General features: G+C 63.8%; 25 protein-coding genes. 14 read left to right on the forward strand and 11 right to left on the reverse strand.

The window, feature by feature from the left end; all coding sequences use genetic code 11:
- The first annotated feature begins 33 nt into the window (after positions 1-33).
- Positions 34-759 carry an SDR family NAD(P)-dependent oxidoreductase gene (locus tag ACP99_RS15710; RefSeq protein ID WP_049987508.1) on the forward strand — a complete coding sequence of 242 codons (726 nt, stop codon included), beginning with the start codon at positions 34-36 and terminating at the stop codon, positions 757-759.
- Positions 760-800: 41 nt separating this feature from the next.
- Here ACP99_RS15710 and ACP99_RS15715 read toward each other — a convergent pair whose 3' ends face one another.
- The 3 genes from ACP99_RS15715 to ACP99_RS15725 all read right to left on the reverse strand — a co-directional run bounded on the left by ACP99_RS15715 (position 801) and on the right by ACP99_RS15725 (position 3,529).
- A complete protein-coding gene (locus ACP99_RS15715; RefSeq protein WP_197052493.1) occupies positions 801-1,670 on the reverse strand; it encodes an EamA family transporter in 870 nt (289 codons plus the stop codon).
- A 214-nt stretch (positions 1,671-1,884) separates the two neighbouring features.
- The gene (locus ACP99_RS15720; RefSeq protein ID WP_049987510.1) at positions 1,885-2,646 is read right to left on the reverse strand and encodes an ABC transporter permease; all 762 of its coding nucleotides are present in this window, start codon (positions 2,644-2,646) and stop codon (positions 1,885-1,887) included.
- A 25-nt stretch (positions 2,647-2,671) separates the two neighbouring features.
- A complete protein-coding gene (locus ACP99_RS15725; protein WP_049987511.1) occupies positions 2,672-3,529 on the reverse strand; it encodes an ABC transporter substrate-binding protein in 858 nt (285 codons plus the stop codon).
- Between the two features lie 427 nt (positions 3,530-3,956).
- On the opposite strand from ACP99_RS15725, the gene ACP99_RS15730 reads away from it, so the two are divergent.
- The 7 genes from ACP99_RS15730 (at position 3,957) to ACP99_RS15760 (ending at position 11,708) form a co-directional block, all read left to right on the forward strand.
- Positions 3,957-4,760, forward strand: coding sequence for an ABC transporter ATP-binding protein (locus ACP99_RS15730; RefSeq protein ID WP_197052494.1), 804 nt, complete (start codon positions 3,957-3,959; stop codon positions 4,758-4,760).
- A gap of 1 nt (position 4,761) precedes the next feature.
- On the forward strand, positions 4,762-5,550 hold the full coding sequence (locus ACP99_RS15735; RefSeq protein WP_049987513.1) for an ABC transporter permease: 789 nt from the start codon (positions 4,762-4,764) through the stop codon (positions 5,548-5,550).
- 281 nt (positions 5,551-5,831) lie between these two features.
- Positions 5,832-6,155: a Rieske (2Fe-2S) protein gene (locus ACP99_RS15740; RefSeq protein ID WP_081927529.1), complete on the forward strand. Its 324-nt coding sequence runs from the start codon at positions 5,832-5,834 to the stop codon at positions 6,153-6,155.
- A gap of 87 nt (positions 6,156-6,242) precedes the next feature.
- Complete coding sequence (locus ACP99_RS15745) at positions 6,243-7,307, forward strand: amidohydrolase family protein (protein WP_049987514.1); 1,065 nt, start codon at positions 6,243-6,245, stop codon at positions 7,305-7,307.
- A gap of 154 nt (positions 7,308-7,461) precedes the next feature.
- Positions 7,462-8,853: an SLC13 family permease gene (locus ACP99_RS15750; protein ID WP_081927530.1), complete on the forward strand. Its 1,392-nt coding sequence runs from the start codon at positions 7,462-7,464 to the stop codon at positions 8,851-8,853.
- Between the two features lie 110 nt (positions 8,854-8,963).
- Positions 8,964-10,640 (forward strand): aldehyde ferredoxin oxidoreductase family protein, encoded by a 1,677-nt coding sequence (locus ACP99_RS15755; protein WP_049987515.1) that lies wholly within the window; start codon positions 8,964-8,966, stop codon positions 10,638-10,640.
- A gap of 123 nt (positions 10,641-10,763) precedes the next feature.
- Positions 10,764-11,708 carry a VOC family protein gene (locus ACP99_RS15760; protein ID WP_049987516.1) on the forward strand — a complete coding sequence of 315 codons (945 nt, stop codon included), beginning with the start codon at positions 10,764-10,766 and terminating at the stop codon, positions 11,706-11,708.
- Between the two features lie 30 nt (positions 11,709-11,738).
- Here the strand turns inward: ACP99_RS15760 and ACP99_RS15765 are convergent, their stop codons facing one another.
- Positions 11,739-12,521, reverse strand: coding sequence for a 2-keto-4-pentenoate hydratase (locus ACP99_RS15765; RefSeq protein WP_049987517.1), 783 nt, complete (start codon positions 12,519-12,521; stop codon positions 11,739-11,741).
- A 119-nt stretch (positions 12,522-12,640) separates the two neighbouring features.
- Here ACP99_RS15765 and ACP99_RS15770 point away from each other — a divergent pair, with 119 nt between their 5' ends.
- Entirely contained in the window at positions 12,641-13,027 is a 387-nt protein-coding gene (locus tag ACP99_RS15770) for a VOC family protein (protein ID WP_049987518.1), read from the forward strand.
- Between the two features lie 27 nt (positions 13,028-13,054).
- On the opposite strand, the gene dmpG is transcribed toward ACP99_RS15770, so the two are convergent.
- The 3 genes from dmpG to ACP99_RS15785 form a co-directional block, all read right to left on the reverse strand.
- Positions 13,055-14,104: a 4-hydroxy-2-oxovalerate aldolase gene (dmpG, locus tag ACP99_RS15775; RefSeq protein ID WP_049987519.1), complete on the reverse strand. Its 1,050-nt coding sequence runs from the start codon at positions 14,102-14,104 to the stop codon at positions 13,055-13,057.
- A complete protein-coding gene (locus ACP99_RS15780) occupies positions 14,097-15,041 on the reverse strand; it encodes an acetaldehyde dehydrogenase (acetylating) (protein WP_081927531.1) in 945 nt (314 codons plus the stop codon). Before ACP99_RS15780 ends, dmpG begins: the two co-directional genes overlap by 8 nt.
- 122 nt (positions 15,042-15,163) lie before the next feature.
- On the reverse strand, positions 15,164-16,648 hold the full coding sequence (locus tag ACP99_RS15785) for an aldehyde dehydrogenase family protein (RefSeq protein WP_049987520.1): 1,485 nt from the start codon (positions 16,646-16,648) through the stop codon (positions 15,164-15,166).
- 185 nt (positions 16,649-16,833) lie between these two features.
- On the opposite strand from ACP99_RS15785, the gene ACP99_RS15790 reads away from it, so the two are divergent.
- Positions 16,834-17,619, forward strand: coding sequence for a 2-keto-4-pentenoate hydratase (locus ACP99_RS15790; protein WP_049987521.1), 786 nt, complete (start codon positions 16,834-16,836; stop codon positions 17,617-17,619).
- A 192-nt stretch (positions 17,620-17,811) separates the two neighbouring features.
- Here the strand turns inward: ACP99_RS15790 and ACP99_RS15795 are convergent, their stop codons facing one another.
- Positions 17,812-18,789 carry an amidohydrolase family protein gene (locus ACP99_RS15795; RefSeq protein WP_049987522.1) on the reverse strand — a complete coding sequence of 326 codons (978 nt, stop codon included), beginning with the start codon at positions 18,787-18,789 and terminating at the stop codon, positions 17,812-17,814.
- Between the two features lie 81 nt (positions 18,790-18,870).
- Positions 18,871-19,638 (reverse strand): IclR family transcriptional regulator, encoded by a 768-nt coding sequence (locus ACP99_RS15800; RefSeq protein ID WP_049987523.1) that lies wholly within the window; start codon positions 19,636-19,638, stop codon positions 18,871-18,873.
- Positions 19,639-19,943: 305 nt separating this feature from the next.
- Here ACP99_RS15800 and ACP99_RS15805 point away from each other — a divergent pair, with 305 nt between their 5' ends.
- The 4 genes from ACP99_RS15805 to ACP99_RS15820 all read left to right on the forward strand — a co-directional run bounded on the left by ACP99_RS15805 (position 19,944) and on the right by ACP99_RS15820 (position 23,867).
- The gene (locus ACP99_RS15805; protein WP_049987524.1) at positions 19,944-21,194 is read left to right on the forward strand and encodes a Glu/Leu/Phe/Val family dehydrogenase; all 1,251 of its coding nucleotides are present in this window, start codon (positions 19,944-19,946) and stop codon (positions 21,192-21,194) included.
- 114 nt (positions 21,195-21,308) lie between these two features.
- Positions 21,309-22,229, forward strand: a complete 921-nt coding sequence (gene pyrB, locus ACP99_RS15810) for an aspartate carbamoyltransferase (protein ID WP_049987525.1) — start codon at positions 21,309-21,311, stop codon at positions 22,227-22,229.
- A complete protein-coding gene (gene pyrI, locus ACP99_RS15815; protein ID WP_049987526.1) occupies positions 22,226-22,696 on the forward strand; it encodes an aspartate carbamoyltransferase regulatory subunit in 471 nt (156 codons plus the stop codon). Before pyrB ends, pyrI begins: the two co-directional genes overlap by 4 nt.
- 331 nt (positions 22,697-23,027) lie before the next feature.
- Entirely contained in the window at positions 23,028-23,867 is an 840-nt protein-coding gene (locus tag ACP99_RS15820) for a hypothetical protein (RefSeq protein ID WP_049987527.1), read from the forward strand.
- A 280-nt stretch (positions 23,868-24,147) separates the two neighbouring features.
- Here ACP99_RS15820 and ACP99_RS15825 read toward each other — a convergent pair whose 3' ends face one another.
- Positions 24,148-25,176 carry a mandelate racemase/muconate lactonizing enzyme family protein gene (locus tag ACP99_RS15825; protein WP_049987528.1) on the reverse strand — a complete coding sequence of 343 codons (1,029 nt, stop codon included), beginning with the start codon at positions 25,174-25,176 and terminating at the stop codon, positions 24,148-24,150.
- Positions 25,176-26,087 carry a 1,4-dihydroxy-2-naphthoate polyprenyltransferase gene (locus tag ACP99_RS15830; protein ID WP_231554319.1) on the reverse strand — a complete coding sequence of 304 codons (912 nt, stop codon included), beginning with the start codon at positions 26,085-26,087 and terminating at the stop codon, positions 25,176-25,178. The genes ACP99_RS15825 and ACP99_RS15830 overlap by 1 nt, the downstream gene beginning before the upstream one ends.
- Positions 26,088-26,433: the final 346 nt, after the last annotated feature.

Below are 26,433 nucleotides of genomic sequence, written 5' to 3' on the forward strand. Positions count from 1 at the left end.
TTATAGCCACCCGGCGCAAACTCCGCGTCCGAGATGAACGAGACGACTGCAGTGGTGACAGGAGCGGCGACCGGAATCGGACAGGCGATCGCAGAACGTCTCGCGGCCGACGGGGCGCACGTCGTCGTCGCTGACGTCGCGGACGGGGCTGAAACCGTCTCGCGGATCGAGGGCGCGGGCGGCAGCGCCGAGTTCCGCGAGGCCGACGTAACCGACGAATCCGCGATGCAGTCGCTTTTCGAGGGGCTCGAACTCGACGTACTGGTCAATAACGCCGCTTACTACGCGCCGCTTGTCACGGACAAGAAACGCTTCGACGAAATCACTAGCGAGGAGTGGGACACGGTGCTCGCGGTGAACACCAAAGGGACTTTCCTCGCATCGAAACACGCGCTCGACGCGTTCGACGACGGCGGGAGCATCGTCAACATCTCCTCGTCAGTTGTCACGATGGGCGTACCGGGCTTTCTGCACTACGTCGCCTCGAAGGGCGCGGTGCTCGCGATGACGCGCGCGATGGCGGCCGAAGTCGGCGATATCGGCGTTCGCGTGAACGCCGTGATGCCGGGATTCACGTGGTCTGAGGCGTCCCAGCAGGCCGGTGACGAGTACCTCGAAGAGTACGTCGACAAACAGGACCTCGATCGCGTGGTCGAACCCGAGGACATCGCGAGCGTCGTCTCGTTTCTCGCCGGTCCCGACAGCGGCATTATGACAGGACAGGCGGTCAACGCGGACCCTGGGCTTTCGTACTACTGACTCGGGAGACTACCGGGATCGAATTGCACTCGACATCGACTTCAGCTCAGAAGCGTCACACCGATCGCACCCGCGACGGCGACGAGCGCACCGACCACCAGCCGCGGGGTGATTCGTTCGAGGTTGTCGCTCACGAAGAGCACCGAGAGAAGGATGACCACGAGCGGGCTCGACTGCACGAGCGGGACGACAAGCGACACCGGTTCTAACTCCAGCGCCCCGTAGTAGCCGAGCAGGAAGACCGTATTCGAGAGTCCCGCACCGACCAACCATGGGAGCTCGCGCGTCTCGATGCCCCGGGGATCTGGAAGCCCTCGAGTCCACCAAAGGTAGACAATAAATCCGAGGCCGGCGCTGACCGTCTTGACCGTCAGCCCCGTGAGCACCGTCGCGCCCTCAGCGAACCCCAGTTTGGCGAACGTCGGCTCGATCCCGTAAAAGAACGCGGCCGTGAAGGGAAAGGCGAGGCCAACGTACCCGCTTTCGGCGTCGCTTCGCTCGGACCGACCGTGTTCGTACGTGATTATCGCGATGCCGAGGACGATGGCGACCATCGAGAGGAAGTGGCCACCGGTGACAACCTCTCCGAGCACAACCACGGCGATGAGCGACGCGTGCAGCGGTTGGGAGGCCTTGATCGGTTCGGACCGACTGGAGCCAATTCGCTTGATACCCTCGAAGTGCATCGCTCGTCCGACCATCGTCCCCAGTAAACCTGCAGCGGAGAACGCTGCCAGAGATCTGAGAGTCAGGTCTTGGATCGGGGAGCCGAGAAGAAACGCCGCCGGCACGAGGACGAGAATATTCACTGCGAGAACGACGACGAGTGCGTCCGAAGAATCGCTGGTGATCGTCCCGTATCGGATCGACAGCGACTGTACTGCGAGTGCGATAGCGCCGAGAACTGCCAAAAAGATACCGAGAGAAAGGACCTCACCTCCGGGAATCATCCCATCGCTCCTGGATCGGTACCGGGACGACCACATCTCGAAAGGTAGGGACTACCCACAGTGCTGCGATGCATCGAATCCGACGTCACCGCGTCGTAATATAATAGTTGGCATTCGGGGGCTATCACAGGCGTCCGCGGGTAGAAACGGCCGTCGTCGAGAAGCGGTGATCGACTTACCGCCACCGCATAAGACGATGTTCGGCGGCTCGTAGCCCTTCCTGTCCAACGATTATTAGGATGACGGGGATTACGATCCAACCGAGCAGGAGGTCGACTCGCTGCTGTTGGAACCAGTAGTTGACCATATAGCCGACGCCGGAGCCCGCGCCGAACACCTCGGCGATGAAAAGCACCTTCCACGAGACGACCAGTCCCCAGTACATCGAGGGAAAGAGGTACTGCAGAACCTGCGGAAGGAGGATATCCCGGTATCGCTGCAGACGGGTCGCGCCGAAAAAGTCGGCCATTTCCGTGATCTCCGGATCGAGCTCTTGGGTGCCTTCCCACATATTCAGAATGACGAACGGGACGCCGACGATCACGACCGTCAGCACGGGGACCCACTCGGAGATGCCGAGGGCGATGATGAGGGCGAACGCAACAGCGATCGACGGAACGGAAAGCCCGATGACGATCCACGCTCGGAGAAACGCCTCCGCCTCTTTTCGGAGCCCCATCGCCGTCCCGACGACGGTTCCGACGACCACCGAGATCACGAACCCCGCTAGCAGGCGCTGGAACGTATCGAGAATGTTGCTCTGATACGTCCCGAACTGCGGGTCGACGATGACTGTTTGCGTCGCCGTGAGAAGTTCGACGACTCCGGGGAGGACGTACGAGGGGAAAAACTGCGATCCGAGCTGCCAAGCGGCGAGTAGCACGACGGCTACGACCGCCTTCTTTTCGAGATTCCGGGCTTGAACGTAGGAATACATAGGGAGTCTAGCGTCGTTGCAGCCGTTACTGGGGGCTCCGGAGGACTTCGTCCTGCGATGGCGTCTCTTCGAGGAACTCGTAGCTACTCATCAGTTCGACGAACTCCCACGTGGCGTCTCGGTAATCATCGCTTGTGGTGTCACGGAATATCTGCCCGTCGTTGGCCCACTCCTCGACCACGTCGACCTTCGCTTGGTTGTCGATCGAGGCGGTTTCACCGTACTCATCGAGTATCGAAACGGTGTTTTCTCGCCAGTGTTCCGTCGCGCTCTGCCCGCCGCGGAGGAGCGCAGCAGCGGTTTCGGTGTTGTTCTCGTACCAATCGGAGTAGCTCCACCACGACGTGAGCGGCAGAGTGTACCCGGTCCGTTCGCGCCACATCTCGTTCAGTTGTGTCAACCGACGGTAGGTGTCGGGATCAGACTCCATCGTAATCGTGAGTCCACTCACGTTGATGACTCCGTCTATCTCCTCGTCCTGCAGGAGGCCGAGCAACGCGGGCGGAGCGGCGGTCGTCGTGCCGAAGTCCTGTCGGAGTCGAAGGCCGGACTCCTCGGCGACGACGGCCTGGAACGCTTGGACCGTCGACGAGCCCCACGACCACACGCCGATCCGCTGGCCTTCGAGATCACTGATCGACTCGTAGTCGCTCGCCGCCCGCGTATAGAGCGCGTTGATGCTCTGGAGACAACCGTCCCAGCCGAAGGTGACGAGGTCTTCGCCCTGAATGTAGTTACCCATATAGGGGATCATCGAGACCATATTGACGTCGACTTCCCCGCTGGTGAGCGACTGCACCTGTGCGCTGAACGGGGCGTAATCGACAGTCAGATCGATCCCCTCTTCCTCGAAGACGCCCGCGTCGGTCGCGGCCTCGTACATCGGGTGTGGATCGTCCCCTCTGGGAGTTGAATTCTGACGGCAGTCAGCCCGTCCCCGCTGGAGCCGGCCGTAGTCCCGTCGGAGCCCCCGCTATCGCCGCCTCCACCACTGTCACCGCCGTCGCCACCACCGCTGTCACCGCCACTACTACAGCCCGCTAGTCCGGCAATGCCAGTAGCGCCCGATCCAACGATGAACCGTCTTCTGGTAACACGTTGCATACGTCCGTGGAGTTTTTCGTGCATTATAAAAATACCGGGAAAATGGTGTATAATTAGTATTAGTGGTCGCCCGCGAGGCGTCGGTGGATGCTCTCCATAGTAAGATTATTAACTACCCGTTGTGTTATGAGACACGTTCACACGATTTATGCATCAAGACGATCTCTGCGGGGGATTCTCTGCACGCATCGATGGAGGGTGCTTTGATGGCCACTGAAGAGCGTTCGGCAAAATCGGACCACGCCGATTCGTCGACAGGAATGTTGGAACTCCGAGACATCGTCAAGCGGTTCGAGAAACCCGGACAGGGTGAGATACTCGTCCTCGACGAGGTCGATCTCGACGTCGAGGCGGGCGCGTTCGTCTCGCTGCTCGGCCCGTCGGGGTGCGGGAAGACGACGCTGATGAACGTGATATCCGGTCTGATCGAACCGGATCGCGGAACGATGCGTCGGGGAGGCAGAGACGTCTCACCGGACGACCTCTCGCTCGGATACATTTTCCAAGAGCCGCGGCTCCTCAACTGGAAAACGGTTCGAGGGAACATCGAATTCGCGCTCGAGGCACGCGACGTCCCAGAAGGGGAGTGGGACGGCCGAATCGATCGGTACCTCGATATGGTGAATCTCGGCGACGAACACGACAACTACCCGACGCGGCTCTCCGGCGGGATGAAACAGCGGGTATCGATCGCCCGCGCGCTCGCGATCGAACCCGAGATTATGCTGATGGACGAACCGTTCAGCAGCCTCGACGAGATCACCGCCCGCGACCTCCGCGAGGAGTTACTCGACATCTGGAAGCGTGAAGAGAAGACGATCGTGTTCGTCACGCACGACATCAACGAGGCGGTGTTCCTCTCCGATTACATCTATATGATGAACACCGACGGGGAGATGTTCGCTCGACGCGAGGTGGACATCGACAGACCGCGACAGTACGACGATCCGGACATCGCGAAGCGCGAGGCCGAACTCTACAGGGAGTTCCACGAGCACGTGGTGGATTGATATGGACCGGTTGACTCGGTATCTGTACACCGTCGCATCGATCATCGCGCTGTTGGCGTTGTGGTACGTCGGCGGCGTTACCCTCCCCGAGGTGATTCCCGGGCTTCCCGAGACCTACGCCGCGCTCGTCGTCGTGCTCACCACCCCGGGACCGTACGGTAATATGTTCTACTTCCACGTCTGGAAGACCATCGAGATGCTCTTCGCGTCGCTCTTCGTCTCGATGATCGCAGGCACGGTCTTGGGCGTCGCGCTCGGCCGCAACGAAACGCTCGAAAGCACGCTCGCGACGTGGATCTACGCGTGGCTTGCGATCCCCTCGCTCGTGATCGTGTTCGTCTCGGCCATCTGGATCGGCTTCGACGCCAGCAGCGGATACTTCGCTATCCCCCTCGTGATTACGCCGTTCGTGGGGCTAAATATGTGGGAGGGTACTCGGAATCTCGACACCGACCTCGCCGAGATGGCGGAGTTCTTCGGTGCCGGACGGATCCAAACGTTCAAAGACGTCGTCGTTCCGCAACTGGCGCCGTTCCTGTTCGCCAGCTTCCGTTCCGGACTCTCCATCGGCTGGAAAATAACGCTGCTCGTCGAAGCGTTCCTGCTCACGCGCGGTGTCGGATTCATGTTTCGACGGTACTTCGATCAGTACGACCTCCCGACGATGATGAGTTGGCTCATCATTTTCGTCGTCTTTCTGATCGTCGTCGAGTACGGCGTTCTCGCACCGCTCCACGAGCGAGTGATGGAGTGGCGACCCGAGGCCGAGGGGGTGAGAGTCACAGAATGAATCGTCTACGACCTACGGGAAGCGATAGAGCGAGAGATCACGGCAGTCGAGCTTACGAGGGCATCAGCTGACGAAGCAGCATCTACCGCCGTTTGATGTCGAGTTTCGCGTGGACCGGCTATCGATCCCATACTGCATCGGTCTGAGAGACCACTATCCTCGGAGTAGCGAAGAGCTCGATACGGATGTACCGGTACCGACGGTCCCGCTCGATTTCCCGATTAGGTGTGTCCAGAATTCCTGAAAAGAAAAATATTAAACTCGGTGCACTAACTCTGCGTATGGGAAAAGCTCCCGCGAATGAGTCGTCAGTACACGACGTTGCGAGCGTAGATGAGCTAGAAAATGACGACGTTTCTGTTCTGGACGTCGATGGCGAACAGATCGCGGTTTTCGAACTGGACGGCGAGTACTTCGCGATGAGTAACGTCTGTCCGCACCAAGGGGGGCCTCTCGGTCAGGGTCGCGTCGAGAACGGTTGTGTGTACTGCCCGTGGCACGGATGGCAGTTCGATATCGAGACCGGCGAGCACGTTCAGGGTGACGATGCCGTCCCCACGTACGAAACTTTCGTCACGGACGGACGAGTCTATGTACGGAAATGAAATTGTATAGTGAGGTTCGAGATGAATTTCGAGTGGTCGACCGTTTGAATCGAGACTATTAAGTTCTGGGTCTCCTTTGGCGTGTGTATGGACCACACGGTCATTGATGGCGAGTGGCACAGCGGTGAGTCGGGCGCCGACATCCGGGAGTATCTGTCCGATTCGGAGTTCAAAAAGAACGAAAAAGAGGGGTATCTTGCCGGTCCGGAAGAGTGGGGGCCAGTTCAGTGGGACGGCTGGGACCGTAGTGCTGGTGGACGCACCCAGATAAACATTCACTCGCCGGGTATCGATGACGCAGAAGACGTAGACGCCATTCGAGAGCAGTTAGGAATCGATACCGTGGTCTTCTCACCCGGCCAGTTCCGAATGACCACAATTCCGGCCCAAGACAAACAGGTCCCATATATGCGGGCGTTCAACGATCTCACCGTCGATCGGTTCGCCCGGGGAGATGGAACCTACTACGCGAAACTCTACATTTTCGGTGACCATCCCGAGGAGAGTGCGGCGGAGATCGAACGGTACGGAGATGAAGACGGAATCGTTGGCGCGATGATTACCGACGTCGGCCCCACGTTCCCGATGGGGCACAAAAGCTACGAGCCGATTTACGAGGCTGCTGAGAAACACGATCTTCCGATCATCCTCCACTCGACGACCGGAATCGTTCCCGGGTTCCCGATCGCTGGTATGCAGCCGAAAAACTTCGCAGAGTTTCACACATTGGGACACACGATACCCAAGATGTGGCACGCGAACAGCCTGATTGTACGCGGAATCGTCGAAAAATACGACGTCGACTTCGGGTTCTGGGAAGGCGGCCTCTCGTGGATACCAGCGCTGGGTGAGCGTCTCGATCGCGAGTATCTAGAACGTTCGAGCGAATTCGCCGACCTCTCTCAGTTGCCCAGCGAGTATCTTTCAGAGTTCTACTACGGAACGCAGCCTCTTCCTGAAGAAGCGACAAAAATGGTGGACGTTGTCGAATTGATCGAACGTGCGGATCTCGAAGATCAAATCGTCTATTGTTCTGACCGGCCGCATCAAGATTTCGATGCTCCAGCTGCTGTTGATAATATTGAAAAATTATCTGACGAGCAGAAGTTGAAAATATTCGAAACTAACGCGAAAAAGCTGTTCGGAATCTAAATTCGCCCGCCTGCCGAGGAGTCGCAACCGAATATGCGATTTTCGGTTTCGGCCTCCCCAAGGTTTCCCATCGTATTCCGAATATCTATATAATAGATATCCGAGACGACAGACGTGTCGACACAGGTGACCGGCCGACGACAGGAGACGGACGATGATCGGTGAGGCCTCTCGTCTGCTCAACCGGCCGCGGTTCGTGATTCCGACCGGCGCGATCACGGCCGTAGCGGTGCGGTTCGGCGCGCCGTTCGATCCCGCGAGCGCGACGATGCTCGCGATCACCGCGTTCTGTATCGCACTGTGGGTCAGTAACGTCGTATCGCCCGCCTACACCGGGGTCCTGTGTCTCGGTCTGATCGGACTCGCGTTCTCGCTGGATCTGGCGCTCTCTGGGTTTCGCTCCCCGGCGACGTGGCTCATCGCGTTCGGGCTGGTGATGGGCGAAGCGACCCGCCGAAGCGGACTCGCGGAGTGGTCCGGGCAGTGGATCGTAGCGCGCGTCACGCCACCGACGGACGACGCGCCGGCGCGCACCTACCGACGACTCCTCCTCGGGCTGTCGACGGCCGGCCTGTTGCTCGTGTTGGTGATTCCCGTCGGCATCGTCCGGGTGCTCGTCCTCGCGCCGGTCGCGCTGGAAGTCGGCGAACGGTTCGACTCCCATCGCGTGCGGCTCGGCCTGTTCTTCGCCCCCGTGCTCGTGACCTATCTCGGGAGCTACGCCGTGCTCACCGGTGGATCGCCGAACGTCGTGATCCTGGGGATCTTCGAGTCCGTCACCGGTACGTCGATCGCGTGGTCAGAGTGGTTCATCCTGATGTTCCCAGTGATGGGGATCGGCCGGCTACTCGTCACTGTCGGCGTGGTCTACGCGCTGTTTAGACCACCAGAGGGCCTGAACGTCACGCCTGTATCCGGGACGTCGACCGCGATGGGCCGAGAAGCGCGGCGAATGCTGCTCTTCCTGACTGCGGGCGTGGCCGTCTGGGTGACCGACGTCGTCCACGGGCTACACCCGGTCTACGGGGCGATGCTGGTGGCGGTACTGGCGTCGCTCCCGGCCGTCGGCGTCGCCGACTTCGAGGACACCGTCGGCGACGTCGACTTCTCGATCCTGTTTTTCGTCGCCGCCGTGCTCGCGATCGGCGAGGGGTTGACCCGGACGAACGTCGCGTCGGCGCTGGCCGAGCAACTGTTGGGGGTCGTGCCCACCGACGCGCCGCTGCTCGTCGTTCTCGGCGTCGTGTTCCTGTTCACGGTCGCCCTGATGTTCGTCGTCAGCGGACTGGCTGCCGCGAGCGTCGTGACCCCGGTCCTCCTCGCGTTCGCCGCCGACGCGGGGCTCCCGCCACTCTCGATCGCGCTCACGGAGGCCGCCGCGCTCTCGATGCCGTTCTTCCCCTACCAGTCCGCGGTGCTCGTGGTGATCTTGGCCTACGAGATCGTCGAGGCCGACCAGTTGATTCGGGTGGTCTCGGCGGTCACGATCGCGACGGGCCTCCTCTTGGTTCCGATCCAACTCGGCGTACTCGCGGCCGTGGGATAGGTCGGACGCGGGCCGAGGAGTCCGAGCGGAGTCGAGGGGCGCAGAGTCGTGTCGACTTCTCGTTACGTATCTCCGACGAGTTTTTGTATTCGGTTACGTATTTATGAACGATGCTACACGCCAACGGATCGCTGCTGACGGTCGACGTGGGAGACCGGACAGCAGAGACGACGAACATCGACGATGAACTGGACGCGTTCATCGGCGGTCGGGGCGTCTCGACGAAACTCGCGCACGACCGGATCCCGTTCGACGCCGACCCGCTCGGCCCGGAGAACCGCGTCTACCTCGCGTCGGGTCCGCTCCAGCAGTCCTCGATGAGCTTCACCGGTCGGATGAACATGACGGGCGTCTCGCCGCTGACGGGCGGACTGCTCTCCTCGAACGCCGGGGGCTACCTCTCACGTAACTTCGTCGGTACTGGCCACTCGGTGGTCGAGCTCGCGGGCGAGAGCGACGAACTGCTGGCGGTCCACGTCACCGACGAGGGCGTCGAGTTCGAGGCGGTCCCCGAACTCGCGGGCGCGACCGTTCCCGAGGTCACCGAAGCGATGAACGACCGTCACGGCCTCGAGAGCGAGAACCTCGTCTCGATCGGTCCCGCGGGCGAGAACGAGGTCCGCTTCGCGTCGGCGATGACCTACGACGAACGCGCCTTCGGGCGCGGCGGCCTCGGTGCGATCCTCGGCTCGAAGAACGTCAAGTGCGTCTCCTTCGCGGGCGACTCCCCACCCGAGATCGAACTCCCCAACGAGGACGTACAGATGGACGTCCACCGACAGGCCGCCACGAGCGACGACATCTTCCGCCGACAGGGGACGACCCACCTCGTGCAGATCCTCAACGACAACTTCTCGCTGCCGACGAAGTACTTCTCGGAGATGTCCTTCGAGCACGCCGAGAAGATCAACGGCGACCGCGTCGAGGAGAAGAAGTACAAGAAGGCGGCCTGCTCGGTCTGCGCCTTCGCCTGTAAGCTCCCGACTCGCGACGAGGCGAGCGGGCTGGAGACCGAGGGCCCCGAGTTCGAGACCGTCATGGCCTTCGGCAGCAACTCGCTGGTCGACGACATCGTCGACATCATGAAGTCCAACGAGCTCTGCGACGACCTCGGGATGGACACCATCTCCTGCGGCAACACCATCGCCGCCTACCTCGCCAGCGAGGACGAGTTCGGCAACGTCGAGTTGATCCACGAACTCATCGAGAAGATCGCCCACCGCGAGGGCGTCGGCGACAAACTCGCGGAGGGCATCGACCGCATCCACGAGGACCTCGGCGTCGAGAACTGGACGGTCAAGGGACTGGACTTCGCCGCCCACGACGGCCGCGTCGTCCACGGACAGGGCCTCTCCTACGCCGTCGGCAACCGCGGTGCCGACCACATGTACTCGACGATGATGATCCCCGAGTACAACGACGTCATCCCCGCGGAGGGGACGGCCGGAAAGGCCGACTTCCTCATCGATCAGGAGAACCGCAACGCGGTCCGCGACAGCGCCGTCCTCTGTCAGTTCGGACTGGGACGCGTCATCGAGGAGGAGGTCTTCGAGGCGCTGTTCGACGAGGACTACGAGGACATCCTCGCGGTCGGCGACCGCGTCGTCACCCTCGAACGGCACTTCAACAACCAGCGCGGCCGCGACACCGACGACGACCGCCTCCCATACGATCTGCCCGACCTCGAATCCTCCATTCAGGAGTACTACGAGGCCCGCGGGTGGACCGACGACGGGATCGTTCCCGACGACAGCGTCGCCGACTTCGCCCAGGCCGCCGACGACTGAACGCGTCGGCACGTTTTCCGACGGATCCACGGCTTCGGCCCGGATCTGTTCTGTGGGCCTCCGACGGTGGGGAACTCGGAGGGATCGCTAAATGTATATAAGAGAACTACCAACGAATTCTGTATGGCAGAACTTGCCAAACTTGGACACATAGCGTTCGAGACGCCCGATCTCGAGGAGTCGCTGTGGTTCTTCCGGGACCTGATGGGTATGAAGGTCGTCGAGCGCGACGACGACACAGCGTACCTCTGTGCGCTCCGCGACTACGAGCACCACACGATGAGCCTCACGGAGGGCGAGCGCGGCGCGGTCGATCACATCGGCTTCCGGGCGGCCGACCCCGAGTCCGTCGAGGAGTACTACGACCGGTTCGAGGAACTCGGCCGGGACGTCTGGTGGACCGAGGACGACCACGAAGCGGGGATCGGCGACTCGATCATGTTCGAGTCGGCGTCGGGGCACCGATTCGAGATCTACTACGAGATGGAGAAGCCCGACATCGACGGCGAGCAGCGCTCGAACATCCCGATGCGCCGGTACAGCCCGGAGTACGCGAACCGGGTGTACCCCCAGCGCATCGACCACACGCACGTGCAGGACGGCAATCCCGAGGAGACCTCGCGGCTCTTCGAGGAGGAGTTCGGGATGGGCCTCAACGAGGTCTTCAAGTCCGCGGACGGCACCACGTGGGGCTGGTGGCACGCGACCACGCCGCTGCCGCACGACATCGCCGTCCACCGGCTCGAGGAGGACAAGACCGAGTTCCACCACATCGCCTACCACCTCGATCACCTCCAGGACCTCTGGGACGCCGCCGACATCCTCGCGGAGAACAACGTCGAGATCGACGGCGGACCGGGCAAGCACGCCATCACGAACGCGAACTACCTCTACGTGAACGACCCCGCAAGCGGCATCCGACTCGAGCTGTTCGCCGGGCCGGGCTATCTCAACTTCGAGCCGGACTGGGAGACCGTCGTCTGGGAGGAGAACATCGGCTCCGAGGACGACCACCAGTGGTTCGGGACGCAGTACAGCCTCGGCGGGATCCCGTACACGGACCGCTGAGTCAGCGCGCGACGAAAGGGATTTTCGGGACTATTCTTCCACGAGTCGGGCGTTCACCGTCCCGATCGACGTGAACTCCACGGACACCACGTCGCCCGGTGCAAGGTCGACCGCGGGCGTCAGCGACCCGCTGAGGACGACGTGGCCGGCCTCGATCTGCTCGTCGAGGTCTGCGAGCGTGTTCGCGAGCCACGCGACCGAGCGTGCGGGGTGGTCCAGCACCGCCGCACCGACGCCCGAAGATTCGAGCGTGCCGTTCTTGTAGAGTTTGACGCCCTCCAGCGAGAGGTCCGTGTCGACGGGGCTCGTCCGCTCGCCCGCGAGGTACAGCGCCGAGGAGGCGTTGTCGGCGATGGTGTCCTGAATGCGGATGTCCCAGTCGCGCACGCGGCTGTCGATGACCTCGACGACGGGGAGCACCGCGCTCGTCGCGTCCAACACGTCGAGATACGTCACCGGGGTCTCCAGCGACTCCTCCATCACGAAGCCGATCTCGGGTTCGATCCGCGGGGCGATCAGGTCCCCGCCGGGGATCTCTCGCCCCTCGACGAACATCGTATCGAGGAGCCGACCGAAGTCGGGTTCGTCGACGCCGAGTTGCTCTTGGATGCCGTCGCTGGTCAGGCCGATCTTGTGGCCGACGATCTCCGCGCCGTCGTCGATCCGTCGATCGACGAAGCGGGTCTGGACGTCGTAGGCGTCCTCCATCGTCAGGTCGTGCTCGGCGGTGAGCCGGTCGATCGGTTCCTGCGTCCGAAGCGCCGAGTACAGCGCCTCGGCCAACTCCTCGCGGGTGTCGTCTTCGACTGCCATACGCGCCTTACCGCCGGCGACGTCAAATAGGTTGGTGATCCGGCCGACCGCGTCGACGGCCGCCGGAAGCTCGCCGCCGATCCCTGGCCTTTATGCTCAGCCCTCCCGGAAGCACGACTATGGACGTCATCCACAGCGCCATCTGGGTGTCCGACATCGAAGCGACGCTCGCGTTCTACGTCGACGAACTCGGCTTGGAGAAGACGAACGACTTCGTCGGCGGCGACGACGCCCGCAACGTCTACGTCCGCGGGGAGAGCGACACGGAGATCCAGTTCAAGCACAACCCCGAGCACGACCTCGGCGAGCCGCAGACCCAGCGGTTCGATCACCTCGCGCTGGAGGTCGACGACACCGACGCCCTCGTCGAGCGACTGACCGAGGAGACCGACAGCGAACTCGTCCGTGGCCCGCTCGACTCCACGGGCGTCAGCGGGCGGATCGCGTTCGTCACCGATCCCGACGGGTACGTGATCGAACTGATCGAACCGCGCGACGATCTGTAAGTAAGAAGCGGAGTTCTGCGGCTGTTCTCAGTCGTCGGAGGCGGCCTCGGCGGCCGCGCCCGCGTCACGCTCCTCGGCGAGTCGGGAGGCGACGTCGGTGATCAGGTCCTCCTGCCCACCGACGACCTCCATCTCGCCGAGTTCGACGAGGATCTCGCGGGGGTCGATGTCGTACTTCTGGCCCGCGCGGCGGGTGTGACGCAGGAACGAGGAGTACACGCCCGCGTAGCCGAGCATCAGCGAGTCGTTGTCCAGTTTCGGCATCTCGTCGTCGTCGATCATCGGGACGAGGACGTCCTCGGCGGCGTCCATCACGCCGAAGAAGTCCGGGTTGACGTCGTAGCCGGCCTTCTCCAAGACGCCGACGAGCACCTCGATCTGGGCGTTTCCGGAGCCTGCACCGAGGCCGCGGAGACAGCCGTCGGTGGTCACCGCGCCCTCTTCGAGCGCGGCCAGGGTGTTGCCGATGCCGAGGCCGAGGTTGTTGTGCGCGTGGAAGCCGACGTCGATCGAGAGTTCGTCGACGAGCAGACTGACGCGCTCGCGGACGTCGTTGGGGAGCAGCGCGCCCGCGGAGTCCATCAGGTAGACGGCGTCCGCGCCGTACTCCTCCATCAGCTTCGCCTCCTCGAGGATCCGCTCGGGTTCGGCCATGTGCGAGAGCATCAGCAGGCCGTTGGCCTCCAGCCCGCGGTCTTTCACGTAGCCGAAGTGGTCCTCGGAGATGTCGGCCTCGGTGACGTGCGTCGCGATCCGACAGATGTCGGCCCCGCGGTCGACCGCCATATCCAGTTCCTCGACCGTGCCGATCCCCGGCAGGAGCAGGACCGAGAGCTGCGTGTCCGTGAGTTCGGGGACGACCGCGTCGAGGTACTCCTCGGTGTCGGCCGCGGCGAAGCCGTAGTTGATCGAGGAGCCGCCCATCCCGTCGCCGTGGGAGACTTCGACGACGTCCATGTTCGCGGCGTCGAGCGCGGCGGCGACCTCGGCCATCTCCTCGGGGGTGAACTGGTGGTCGACGGCGTGCATCCCGTCGCGGAGCGTCATGTCGACCACGCGGACGTCCGCGTCAGTCATCGCTCACACCTCCGATGGCGTCCGCGTCGGCTCTCTGCTGTGCGACTCGTTCGGCCGCGCCGAGTGCTGCGCTTGTCATAATGTCGAGATTGCCCGCATACGGGGGGAGATACTGCCCTTCGCCCTCGACTTCGAGCATCGTCGTGAGGATGATCGAGTCGCCGAGGTCGAAGGCGACGTCGTCTTGGTCTTTGACGGTCGGTTCGAGGGTGACGTCGTAGCCGGGGACGTACTCCTGGACCGACGCTTCGATCCGCGAGACGGAGTCGCGGATCTCGTCGACGTCGGAGTCCTCGTGGATCATCGTGTAGACCGTGTTCCGCATCATGATCGGCGGTTCCGCGGGGTTGAGCGTGATGATCGCCTTCCCCTCGTCGGCTCCGCCGACCTCTTCGAGACCCGCGGCGGTCGTCTGCGTGAACTTGTCGATGTTACCTCGCGTCCCCGGACCGGCGCTCTCCGAGGAGATGTGCGAGACCATCTCCGCGTAGCTGACGTCGGCGACGCGGTCGACCGCGTGGACGAGCGGGATCGTCGCCTGCCCGCCGCAGGTGACCATATTGATGTTCTCGTGCCCGCCGGCGACGACCTCGTCGGCGTTGACGACCGGGACGGTGTAGGGGCCGATCGCCGCCGGGGTGAGGTCGACCGCGAACAGGTCCAAGTCCTCGTACACCGGCGCGTGCTGCTCGTGGATGCCCGCGCTGGTCGCCTCGAAGACGAGGTCGAACTCGTCGGCGTGCTCTTTGACGCTGTCGATGCCGTCGGTGCCGACGTCGACGCCCTCGTCGACGGCCGCTTGGAGGCCCTCCGACTCCTCGACCGGGAAGATGCCGATCATCCGCTGGAGGTCGATCTCCTCCCCGCGGTCGAGTATCTTGTACATCAGGTCGGTTCCGATGTTACCCGGACCGACGATCGCCGCATCTAACGACATATATTGGTATATGAATCTATCGTACAAATAACTTCGCTTGCGCGTGCGAGAGGCGGGCCGAGTCCCGCTCAGAGAGGCGTTTTCGAGCCGAAAATCCGTCCGCTGGTACGTATCTGCGCGCCCTAGAACAGGTACTCTCTGGGTTCGCGCTGGACGGACGTCCACGTGGTCTCGGTGAACTCGTCGATGATCCACTTGCCGTTGTAGCGGCCCAGCCCGGACTCCTTCACACCGCCGAACGGGACGTGGGGTTCGACGTTGACCGGCTGGTCGTTGACGTGCATCATCCCGACGTCGATCTGGTCTGCGACGTCGCGCGCGTGCCCGCGATCCGCCGAGTGAACGGAGCCAGCGAGGCCGTACTCGGTGTCGTTAGCGAGGGCGATGGCCTCCTCGTCGTCGCCGAAGGGGATGATCGGCGCGACCGGGCCGAAGTGCTCGTTGCAGGCGGCGGCCATATCGTTGGTCACGTCGGTGATGACCGTCGGCTCGACGAACAGGCCGTCGGCCTCACCGCCGGTGAGGACGGTCCCGCCCGCCTCGACGGTCTGCTCGATGTACTCCATCATCTCGTCGCGCTGGTCCTCGTTGATGATCGGACCGATCACGACGTCGTCGTCGGTCGGGTCGCCGATCTTCAGCTCCGAGGCGCGCTCGGCGAGCCGCTCGGCGTACTCGTCGTAGATCGACTCGTGGACGAGGTGCCGGTTGATCGAGATGCACACCTGCCCCTGGTTCCAGAAGGAGCCGAACGTCCCGGCGGCGACCGCCTGATCGAGGTCGGCGTCTTCGAGGACGACGTGGGGGTTGTTGCCGCCGAGTTCCAAGGCTGGGAACGCGAAGTGCTCGATGGCGCTCTCGCCCACGGAGCGACCGGCCGCGGTCGATCCGGTGAAGGCGACGACGTCGCAGTCGGGGTGCGAGGCGGTCCGGTCGCCCGCGACCGAGCCTCTGCCGGTGACGACGTTGAGCACGCCCTCGGGGAGCCCCGCCTCCTCGAAGAGCCGCGCGAGCAGCAAGCCGCCCGAGATCGACGACTCTTGGGCGGGCTTGAGGACGACACTGTTACCGAGCGCGATCGCGGGCGCGACCGCCCGGATCGAGAGCTTCAGGGGGACGTTCCACGGGGAGATCACGCCGACGACGCCGACGGGGTCTCTCTTGATGATGTTCTCCTTGCCGGGGATCTTCGACTGGTTGTGACCGCCGGAGGCGCGGAACGCGAAGGACGCGGCGTCGTGGACGAACGTCACGGTCCCGCCGTGTTCGATGTCCTGTCGCGGCTTCGCCGCGCCGGTCTCGACCGCGAGGATCTCCCGGATTTCCTCCTCGTACTCCTCGATCAGGTTCGCCGTGCGGCGGACGACCGCGGCGCGCTCGTCGGGCGTCGTCTCCGCCCACTCTTCCTGGGCGCGCGTCGCCGCCTCGAACGCGCGGTCAACGTCTTCGGTCGTCGCCGCGGGGACCGAGGTGATCGATTCGCCCGTCGCCGGGTTCCGGACGTCGATCGCCTCTCTGTCTCCGGGGGCGATCCACTCGCCGCCGATGTAGAGCCCGTTCCAGGGCGCGTCGATCGAGATCTCCTGACCGGGTGCTGCTTCGGACATACACGCGGAGTAACGGACCACACGTGTAAAATAATGTCGACCCCGGAAACGGTCTGTCATTAAATATCGAACGGGTTCGGGTAATTTATTTCGGTTACGTGTTCGTTACCCCGTTATTCTCGTGTCACCCGCCCGAATCCGCCTGTCGAAAGTATAATGAGTGCACCAGCGAACGTAGCGAGTGTATGCCACTCAGTCAGGACGAGGTCGACGACCTCGCGACGAAGCTCTACGACGCCTACGATCAGAAAGAGCCGATCGCCCCGCTGACCGACGACGTCGAGTTCTCGACGGAGGACGCCTACCGAATCCAGTTCGAGGTGTTCGACCGCCTCAGCGCCGGCGGCCGCGAGGACGTCGTCGGCCACAAGCTCGGACTCGTCAGCGAGGCCAAGCAGGAACAGCTCGGCATTCCGGAGCCCATCTTCGGCTACGTCGCCCACGAGACCGTACTGGAGAACGAGCCCGTCCCGACCGACGAGATGATCGCGCCCCGAATCGAGGCCGAGATCGGCTTCATCCTCGACGAGGACCTCACCGCGCCCGTCTCGGTGACGGACGTCCTCACGGCGACCCGCGCGGTCGTCCCCGTCGTCGAGATCTTAGAGAGCCGGTTCCAGGGCTGGTCGATCCCCTCCGCCCAAGACGTCATCGCCGACCTCACCTCCGCCGGGAAGGTCATCGTCGGCGAGCAGTACCGCGACGTCACCGACGTCGACCTGAAGATGGAGAGCGTCGCGGTCTCTGTCAACGGCGAACTGGAGTCGACCGGCGTCGGCGGCGACATCATGGGCAACCCCGCCCGGCCGGTCGCGTGGCTCGCAGAGCGCCTCGACGACGTCGACGACGGCCTGCGCGAGGGCGAACTCGTGATGAGCGGCGGGATCACCGCGGCCATCGACATCGAACCCGGCGACGTCTACACCATCGAGTTCGCGAACCTCGGCACGATGGAAGTCCGCGCCGAGTAACGCACCCTCTGAGTTTTCGTATAGAAAATTACACTCCGATCGAAGAAAAACGTCGCTTAGAACGCTCCTTCGGCCATTTTCGACTACCCCGCCACATTTCGTAACATATGTACGCCTGTTTTTCGACGTAAGCAACCGGGCTCTCCCCGAGGATCGTCCGAGAATGGATTCCGAAATTGAAAACGGGCCGGCTCAGGAGATCAGATCGTAGAGGTTACCGGCGAAGACGTCTGCTTTGGCGTCTTCGTCGGCGTTCATCCGATCGACGGCGTCGATGGTGTACTCGATCGTCTGCCGGCCGCGCTCGGGGCTGAAGGGGTAGTCGGTACCGAAGACGACGTTGCCCTCGTTGAAGAACGAGGCCGCACAGTCGATTGCCGGAGTCGACCCCGACACCGCCGTGTCCGCGTTGAACTTCTTGAAGTACTCCTCGGCCGGTTGCGAGAGCTCGGCCGCGTGCTCGTGGTAGCCCTTGTAGTTCTCCGGGTAGGTCATCCGCTGCTCGTAGAACATCTCGATGCGGCGGCCGTAGAAGGGGACCATCCCGCCGCCGTGGTGAGAGACGATCTCGAGGTCGGGGTACTCCTCCATCACGCCGCCGAACACCAGCCGCGAGAGCGCGAGCGTCGTGTCGAACGGCCAGCCGAAGAGCCGGTGCTCCATGTACTCGGAGGCCCAGTCGTACCACTCCCAGAGTTGGGGATGCATCCACAGCGGCGTGTCGGTCGCCTCGGCCCGCTCGAACAGCGGCCAGAACCGGTCGTCGTCGAGCGGTCGACCGTCGACGTTCGAGAATATCTGCACGCCGGCCATATCGAGGTCGTCGACGCAGCGGTCGAACTCCGCGAGGAACTCCTCGCTCACTTTCGGGATCGTTCCGACCGGGATGAAGTCGTCCGGATGCTCGTCGGCCAGCCGTCGGATCTCGTCGTTCGCGAGCCGCGTGATGTCGAGCGCGAGATCGTGGTCCATCCCCTGAAACATCGTCGGTAGCGCCAGGGTGATGACCTGTTTGTCGACGCCGTAGTCGGCCATGTCCTGCTTCCGCTGGTCGTGATCCCAGAGGAACTCAGGTCGGCCCGAGAGCCCCTGGAAGCCGAACTTGTCCGTCAGGTCCTCGAAGAACCGCTCTGTCAACACGTGCGTGTAGCCGTCGACGATTTCCGGCATATGTCAGTACTACTCGCGAGCGTGGTGATAATAGTTCTCACTGGCGCTCGAGGGCCGCCACCCTTTCGAGTCGACCGCCGGTCACTGGCGCGCGTACTTGATGTCTAAGGCGAGTTCGTGCGCCGTGCTCTCGACTTCGGCGGTGATGTCGTCGTCGAAGCCGGCGTTACCCAACCGCTTCGTCGGGGCCGAGATGCTGATCGCGCCGAGGACGTCACCGCCGAGTTTGACCGGCGCACCGATGCAGGTCAGCCCCTCGGTCCGCTCCTCGTCGTCGGTCGCGTAGCCGCGCTCGCGGATCTCCGCCAGTTCCTCGAACAGCGCCTCCCGCTCGGTGATCGTGTTCTCGGTCGCTTTCGGCAGCCCCCACTCCTCGACGATGGCCTCGACGCGCTCCTCCGGGAGCGACGCGAGGATCGCCTTCCCGATCCCGATGTTGTGCAGCGGGAGGCGGTATCCGACGTGGGTGTCGAGGTTGACGGCGTAGTTCCCGCGAGACTGGTACAGATACACCGCGCGGCCGCCCTCCTCGGTCGCGAGGTTCGCCAGCATTCCTGTGTCGCTCGCTAGCTGATCGATCTTCGATCGGCCGTACTGATACAGCGGCGACCGGCTCCGGACGTGCCCGCCGAGGGAGAGAAACTTCAGACTGAGCGAGTACTCGTCCCCCGACTTCTCGACGTATCCGTGCTCTCTGAGCGTGCTGAGATGATTGTGAATGCCGCTTTTGCTCATATCGAGGCGGTCCTCCAGTTCCGTGAGTCGGAACCCTTCACCGGTGTCGAGCGTCTCGATCAGCGCCAGCGTCTTCTCGGTCGTCCGGACGGGGTGGTTCGCCTTCTTTGTCATTGCAGAGAGATTACATCGGCGACGTATACATTTTCGGTATGAAAACTCACTATATAGTATAGAAGAATTTATTCAAAACTTACTAAAGTTTTTGAATTGAGTTCGTTATTTTGATTCATAGCCTCAACTAGCGCCTCTTCGTCGATATGACGTTCCAAATCCGGTTTTAATAAACTATATAGCAGTTTCTAGCTATTCTATTATATTGAGTTTTAGACGATTTCCTTGGCTATCGTTCCGGATAAATTGGGGTTTGTCAACTATGGACAGCAGTTTTTAAATTCCCCCCAGCGAAATCGAAGGGTATGTCGGACGCTAACCCCTTCGAGAGTCTCCAAGAACAGGTAGACGACGCGGCCGCGTACCTCGACGTCGAGAGCGACGTCATCGAGCGACTGAAGCACCCCGAGCGCGTTCTCGAACTGAACCTGACCGTCGAACTCGACGACGGGTCTCTCGCCCGGTTCAAGGGCTTCAGATCGCAGTTCAACGGCGACCGCGGCCCGTACAAGGGCGGTATTCGTTATCACCCGAACGTCTCGCGCGACGAGGTCAAGGCGCTCTCCGGGTGGATGGCCTACAAGTGTGCGATCGTCGACATCCCGCTCGGCGGCGGCAAGGGCGGTATCATCATCGATCCCACGGAGTACTCCGAGGCCGAACTCGAACGACTGACTCGCGCGTACGCGACCGAACTCCGGCCGCTCGTCGGTCCCGACCGCGACATCCCCGCCCCGGACGTCAACACCGGCCAGCGGGAGATGAACTGGTTCAAAGACACCTACGAGACGCTCGAACGGACGACCGCACCGGGCGTCATCACCGGAAAGGCCATCGCCTCCGGCGGGAGCGAGGGTCGCGTCGAGGCCACCGGCCGCTCGACGATGTTCGCCGCCCGAGAGGCGTTCGACTACCTCGGACAGGACATCAGCGACGCGACCGTCGCCGTTCAGGGGTACGGGAACGCCGGTTCCATCGCGGCGCGTCTCATCGAGGACCTCGGCGCGACGGTCGTCGCCGTCTCGGACTCCTCCGGCGGCGTCTACGATCCCGACGGCATCGACGCCCGCGCGGTGAAGTCCCACAAGAACGAGACCGGGTCGGTGACCGGGTACGAGGGCACCGAGGAGCTGACCAACGAGGAACTGCTCACCCTCGACGTCGACCTCCTCGTTCCGGCCGCGCTCGAAAACGCGATCGACGCCGACCTCGCCGAGGACGTCGAGGCCGACGTCATCGCGGAAGCGGCGAACGGCCCGCTGACGCCGGACGCCGACGACGTGCTCACCGACCGGGACGTCCTGGTGGTTCCGGACATCCTCGCGAACGCGGGCGGCGTCACCGTCTCGTACTTCGAGTGGGTGCAGAACCGACAGCGCTTCTCCTGGTCCGAAGAGCGCGTCAACGACGAACTCGAAACGGTGATCACGAGCGCCTTCGACGACCTCGTCGACGCCTACGAGTCGAAGGGCCTCCCGAACTTCCGAACCGCCGCCTACGTCGTCGCCGCCCAGCGGATCGCCGACGCCTACGCCGAGAGCGGCAACTGGCCCTGAGACCGGCGGGGTCGGACCGTCGCCGTTCTCCCGCTTTTTTCGAGTGAGTCGCCGCCCGGTTCGATCGCTACGGACCCGAGCGATTCAAGTCGGTTCCGGGCGCGAGTACACACAATGCGTCAGGACCACCTCATCTCCGCGACGCAACTGTCGCGGGCCGACATCGAGGCGGTGCTCGACCGCGCGGCGGAGATCGACGCCGACCCCGGCGCGTGGCAGGGGCGACACGACGGATCGATCCTCGGCCTCTGTTTCTTCGAGCCGAGCACCCGCACGCGGATGAGCTTCGACACCGCGATGAAACGACTCGGCGGCCGGACGATCGACATGGGCTCCGTCGAGTCCTCCTCGGTCAAGAAGGGCGAAACGCTGGCCGACACGATGCGCGTCCTGGAGGGCTACGCCGACGCGCTCGTCCTGCGACACCCCTCCGAGGGCTCGGCGAAGATGGCGACGGAGTTCGTCGACGTCCCGCTCGTCAACGCAGGGGACGGCGCTGGACAACACCCCACGCAGACGCTCTTGGACCTGTACACGATGCGGCAGAACGTCGGCCTCGACGACGTCACCGTCGGTATCATGGGCGATCTCAAGTACGGCCGGACGGTCCACTCGCTCGCGTCGGCGCTGACGAACTTCGACACCAGACAGCACTTCATCAGCCCAGAGAGCCTGCGGCTCCCCCGGAGCGTCCGCTACGACCTCCACGAGTCGGGCGCGCAGGTCCGAGAGCACACGTCCCTCGACGAGGTGCTCGACGAGTTGGACATCCTGTACGTCACCCGAATCCAGCGGGAGCGCTTCCCCGACGAGAACGAGTACCTGAAAGTCGCCGGCGAGTACCAGGTCAGCGCCGAGGACCTCGCGTCGGCGAAAGACTCCCTGACGGTGATGCACCCGCTGCCGCGCGTCGACGAGATCGCACCGGACGTCGACGACACCGACCACGCCAAGTACTTCCAACAGGCGCACAACGGCGTGCCCGTCCGGATGGCGCTGCTAGATATGCTGCTGTCCGAGGGGGGAGACCAATGACCGACACCGACAGAGAGCTCCGCGTCTCGAAGATCCGAAACGGCACCGTCATCGACCACCTCGCCGCCGGCCAGGCGCTGAACGTACTCGCGCTGCTCGACATCGACGGCTCCGGCGGCGAGAGCGTCTCCGTCGGGATGAACGTCCCCTCGGACAAGCTCGCGAAGAAAGACATCGTGAAGGTCGAAGACCGAGAGCTGAGCCAATCTGAGGTCGACGTGCTCTCGGTGATCTCCCCGGAGGCGACGATCAACATCGTCCGCGAGTACGAGGTGGTCGAGAAGAAGCGGATCGACCGCCCCGACTTCGTCGAAGACGTCCTCTCGTGTCCGAACCGAAACTGCATCACCAACGCCGAGGAGCCGATCCGGACCCGATTCAGCGTCCTCGAGGACGGCCTCCGCTGCGATTACTGCGGCGAGATCGTCCGCGAGGAGGAGGTCCCGTCGTACCTCGACGTCGCCTAACCGGTGCCTCGACCCCACCTAATCGATACCTACCCCGCCCGCCGCACGTCGAAGGAGGGAAACCACTTTGTACCGAGAGGGAGTACCTTCGGGTATGTCCGGAAAAGCGAAATTCATCCTGGTACTGTCGCTGATCGCCCTCGTCTACTTCGTCGTCTCCGGCGGCGAGGACCCCGTCGAAGTCGAAGTCGACGACGAGTAACCCCCGCTTACTGCCGGTTTTTTCGGGCCGCGAGAGACAGTCGAGCGGCACGTCTCGCTCTCGGACAGGGCCTCCGACTCCCGAACGGCGGAGCGAACGACTGATGCCGCTCGGGCCGGAAGCCCGAGTATGTACGGTGTCGTCACGCGCAACGCCGAGGAGGTCGAGTGGCCGGAGTTCGAAGTCGGCTTCTACGAGGTCAAGGACGTGACCGGACGGGCAGCAGAGCCGCTCCCGGAGGCGATCAATATGATCTCGTGCTTCGGGGACACCGCCGGCGTGAGCTCCGACCCGGACCTCGCCGCCGTCGACGCGGACGGGAATCCGGCGACCCGCGAGCAGCCGTATTTCGACTGGTCGCACGTCTGCCCGACGCACGAGCGCTACCGCGAGGGACTCCTCGAAATCGTCGCCGACGCTGCCGCTGAGAACGACGACGTCCGCCTCGACGACGTCGGGTTCCCCCGCGAGGGGTACTGCCGCTGCGATCGGTGCGACCGCCGGTTCGCCGAGAGCGAGTACGAGGACCGCGGGGCGTGGCGCGCCGCGGAGATCACCGACTTCGTCGGCCGCGCGGCGGAGCGGATCCCGGGACGAACGTATCTGACGCTGTACCCGGACCCGTACCCCGGCCACCTCTACGAACGCGCCGGCATCGACGTCGAACGGCTCGCCGAACACGTCGACGAGTTCGTCGTGCCGCTGTACGACACCGAGTACGCGACGACGTACTGGCTGGAGACCATCGCGAAGGGATTCGAGAGTCTGCTCGACCCCCTCGACGCCGCCTTCTCGGTCGAACTGTACGCCGTCGACGTCGACGTCGACGCCCTCATCGGAGCGACCGAGGTCGCCGAAACGTACGCCGAGAACGTCTACTTCGGCTACGACGCCTCGAACGCCGCGGCGGCGGTCCGACGGAAGGACGCCGACGAGCGGTCGGGCGTCACCCACCGCCCGGAGAGCTGAGGACCGACTGCCGCTGAACGTGGCTCTCGGGCCGCATCAGCCTGACGCGCAGGTCGGTCGGCGAGACTCAGAGCGCCCCGGCGAGAAACGCCACGACGGCGATCCCGCCGACGAACACGAGCGCGGCGAAGACGAACAGCCCGGCCATCAGACGGCGCTGTTTCGGGGTCGGCTGTGCCATACGCCCTCGTATGGCTCGACCGCACAAATACTCGCTGGCGCCGAACCGAAACGGCCCGTAGGCGGTCGAATAGCTCGGTTTTCAGGTTTCCTCCACTGCTCACCGCTCTCTTCGGAGCGCATCGAACGCCTCGCCGGCGATCCCCGGCCCCGACGGAACGCGGATCGCGCCGCCTTCGATCGGTGCGGGATCGGGGGCCAAATCCGCCGCGAGGATCGATCCGGTCGCCAGCCCGCAGGCCGAGACGTCGGGAAGCGCGGCTGCGACGTGCACCGCGCCGACGCGGGCGACGACGGCGTCGACGGTGGTGGTCACGACGACGTCGACGCCGCGTTCCGAGGCCCGACGCGCCACGTCGAGCGTCTGCCGCGGCCCGCCGAGCGCCATCGGCTTGCAGACGAGGACGTCGGCCGCCTCCGCAGCAAGCACCTCGTCCGCACCCGAGCGAGCGAGCGATTCGTCGAGTGCGACACCCACGCCCCGTCCGCGGAGTGCTGCGTGTCCGTCGAGGTCCGCCGCCCCGAGCGGCTGTTCGACGTACGCGAAGTCGAGGTCGGCGGCGACGTCGAGCAGGCGTTCCGCGGTCGGAACGTCCCACGCCCCGTTCGCGTCCGCCCGAAGCTCCACGTCCTCCCCCGCGGCGTCTCTCGCAGCGCGTAACCTGTCGGCATCGACGTCGGGTTCGCGCGCCCCGACCTTCACTTTCACCGCGCGGTATCCCGATTCGACGGCTTCGCGCGTCGCGCTCGCGGTCACCTCGACGGAGCCGTCGCCGACGGTGGCATTCATCGGGACGACGTCCGCCGAGGGGCCATCCGAGAGGATCGCCGCGAGCGGCTCGTCGGCAGCGCGCGCGTCGGCGTCCGCGAGGGCGAGTTCGATTCCGTGGCGGGCGGCCGGGCTGTCCGGCAGCGCGGCGCGGTCCGCGGCGCGCTCTCGCGACCAGTCGGACAACGCCGCTTCGCACTCGTCGATCGACTCTGTCCACCCGGGCAGCGGCGTGGACTCGCCGAGGCCGACGACTCCGTCGCGTTCGACGCGGATCAGGAATCCATCGCGGCGATCGACGTCTCCTCGGGCAGTCGACAGCGGCGACGTCAGTCCGAGAGAGAAACGCTCGTACTGCATCACAGCGGGAGCGACGTGAACGAGAGGCCCACGGCGAACAGGGCGGCGTAGGCGGCGAGCAGTCGTCCCATCCGTTCGAGCGCCGGGTTCAACACGTCTCCGGCCGTCTCTTCGAGCATCGTCCGCGTGATCTCGACGGCGTACGGAAGCGTGAGGTACGGGAGCGCGACCGCGACGGTGTATTCGGGCTGCTGGAGGAACCACGCGGGCACGGCGTACGCCAGCACCAGCATCGCGACGAACTCCGCGCGGGCGACGCCGTATCCGAACCGGACGGCGAGCGTCCGCTTGCCCGTGGTCGCGTCCTCCTCCTTGTCGCGGACGTTGTTGACGACGAGGATGTCCGTCGAGAGCGCGGCGATCGGCAGCGCCGCGATCAGCGCGACCGTCGGGAGCGTTCCCGCGGGAATTCCGACCGCGAGCGGTTCCGCGAGGACCGCCGCTGCTTGGACGTAGTACGTCCCCGCGACCGCGACGAGGCCGAAGAAGACGAACACGAACAGGTCGCCGAGGCCGTGGTAGCCCAGCGGGTACGGCCCGCCGGTGTAGGCGATGCCCGATGCGACCGAGAGCAGGCCGATCACGACGATAGGCGCGCCGCCGACGTAGACGAGGTAGGTTCCCAAGAGAATCGACGCCGCGAACGTGAGATACATCGCGCGCTTGACCGTCTCGGGGTCGATGAGGCCTCCCGAAGTGACTCGAGTGAACCCCTCGCGCGCCTCCGTGTCCGCGCCCTGCACGTGGTCGTAATAGTCGTTAGCGAAGTTGGTTCCGATCTGGATGAGGCCGGCACCGACGAGCGCCGCGAGCGCCGGCAGGGCGGCGAACACGCCGTCGTGGATCGCCAGGCCGGTGCCGACGATCACCGGCGACGCGGCCGCCGGGAGCGTCTGCGGCCGGGCGGCCATCACCCACGCCTGCCGCTTCGTGACGTCCTGCGTACTCATTACTGCTCTGTGCGGTGGGCGAGCGCATGAAGCTTGCCATCCACCTTTTCCACGGAGGGGTCCTGCGGACCCCTCGGCGCAAAAACCTGGAGGAAAAAGGCCGCTAAACTCGCGGCCTGCGGCCGCTCGTCGGCGGTGAACCGCTCGCTTCGCTCGCGGATGCTCAGTACAGGCTGTTCACGAATCGGTCACCTTGGTGGGTCGATGTGGATGGCGGGAGTGCCGATACGTAGAAGCCGGCGCGCTCAGACCGGGGGTTCCCGATGGATCCGACACGCACTCCGGTTGGTACCGGAGGGGTTTTGTA

The organism is Halobellus rufus, assembly GCF_000739575.1.
GTDB classification, from domain to species: Archaea; Halobacteriota; Halobacteria; order Halobacteriales; family Haloferacaceae; genus Haloquadratum; species Haloquadratum rufum.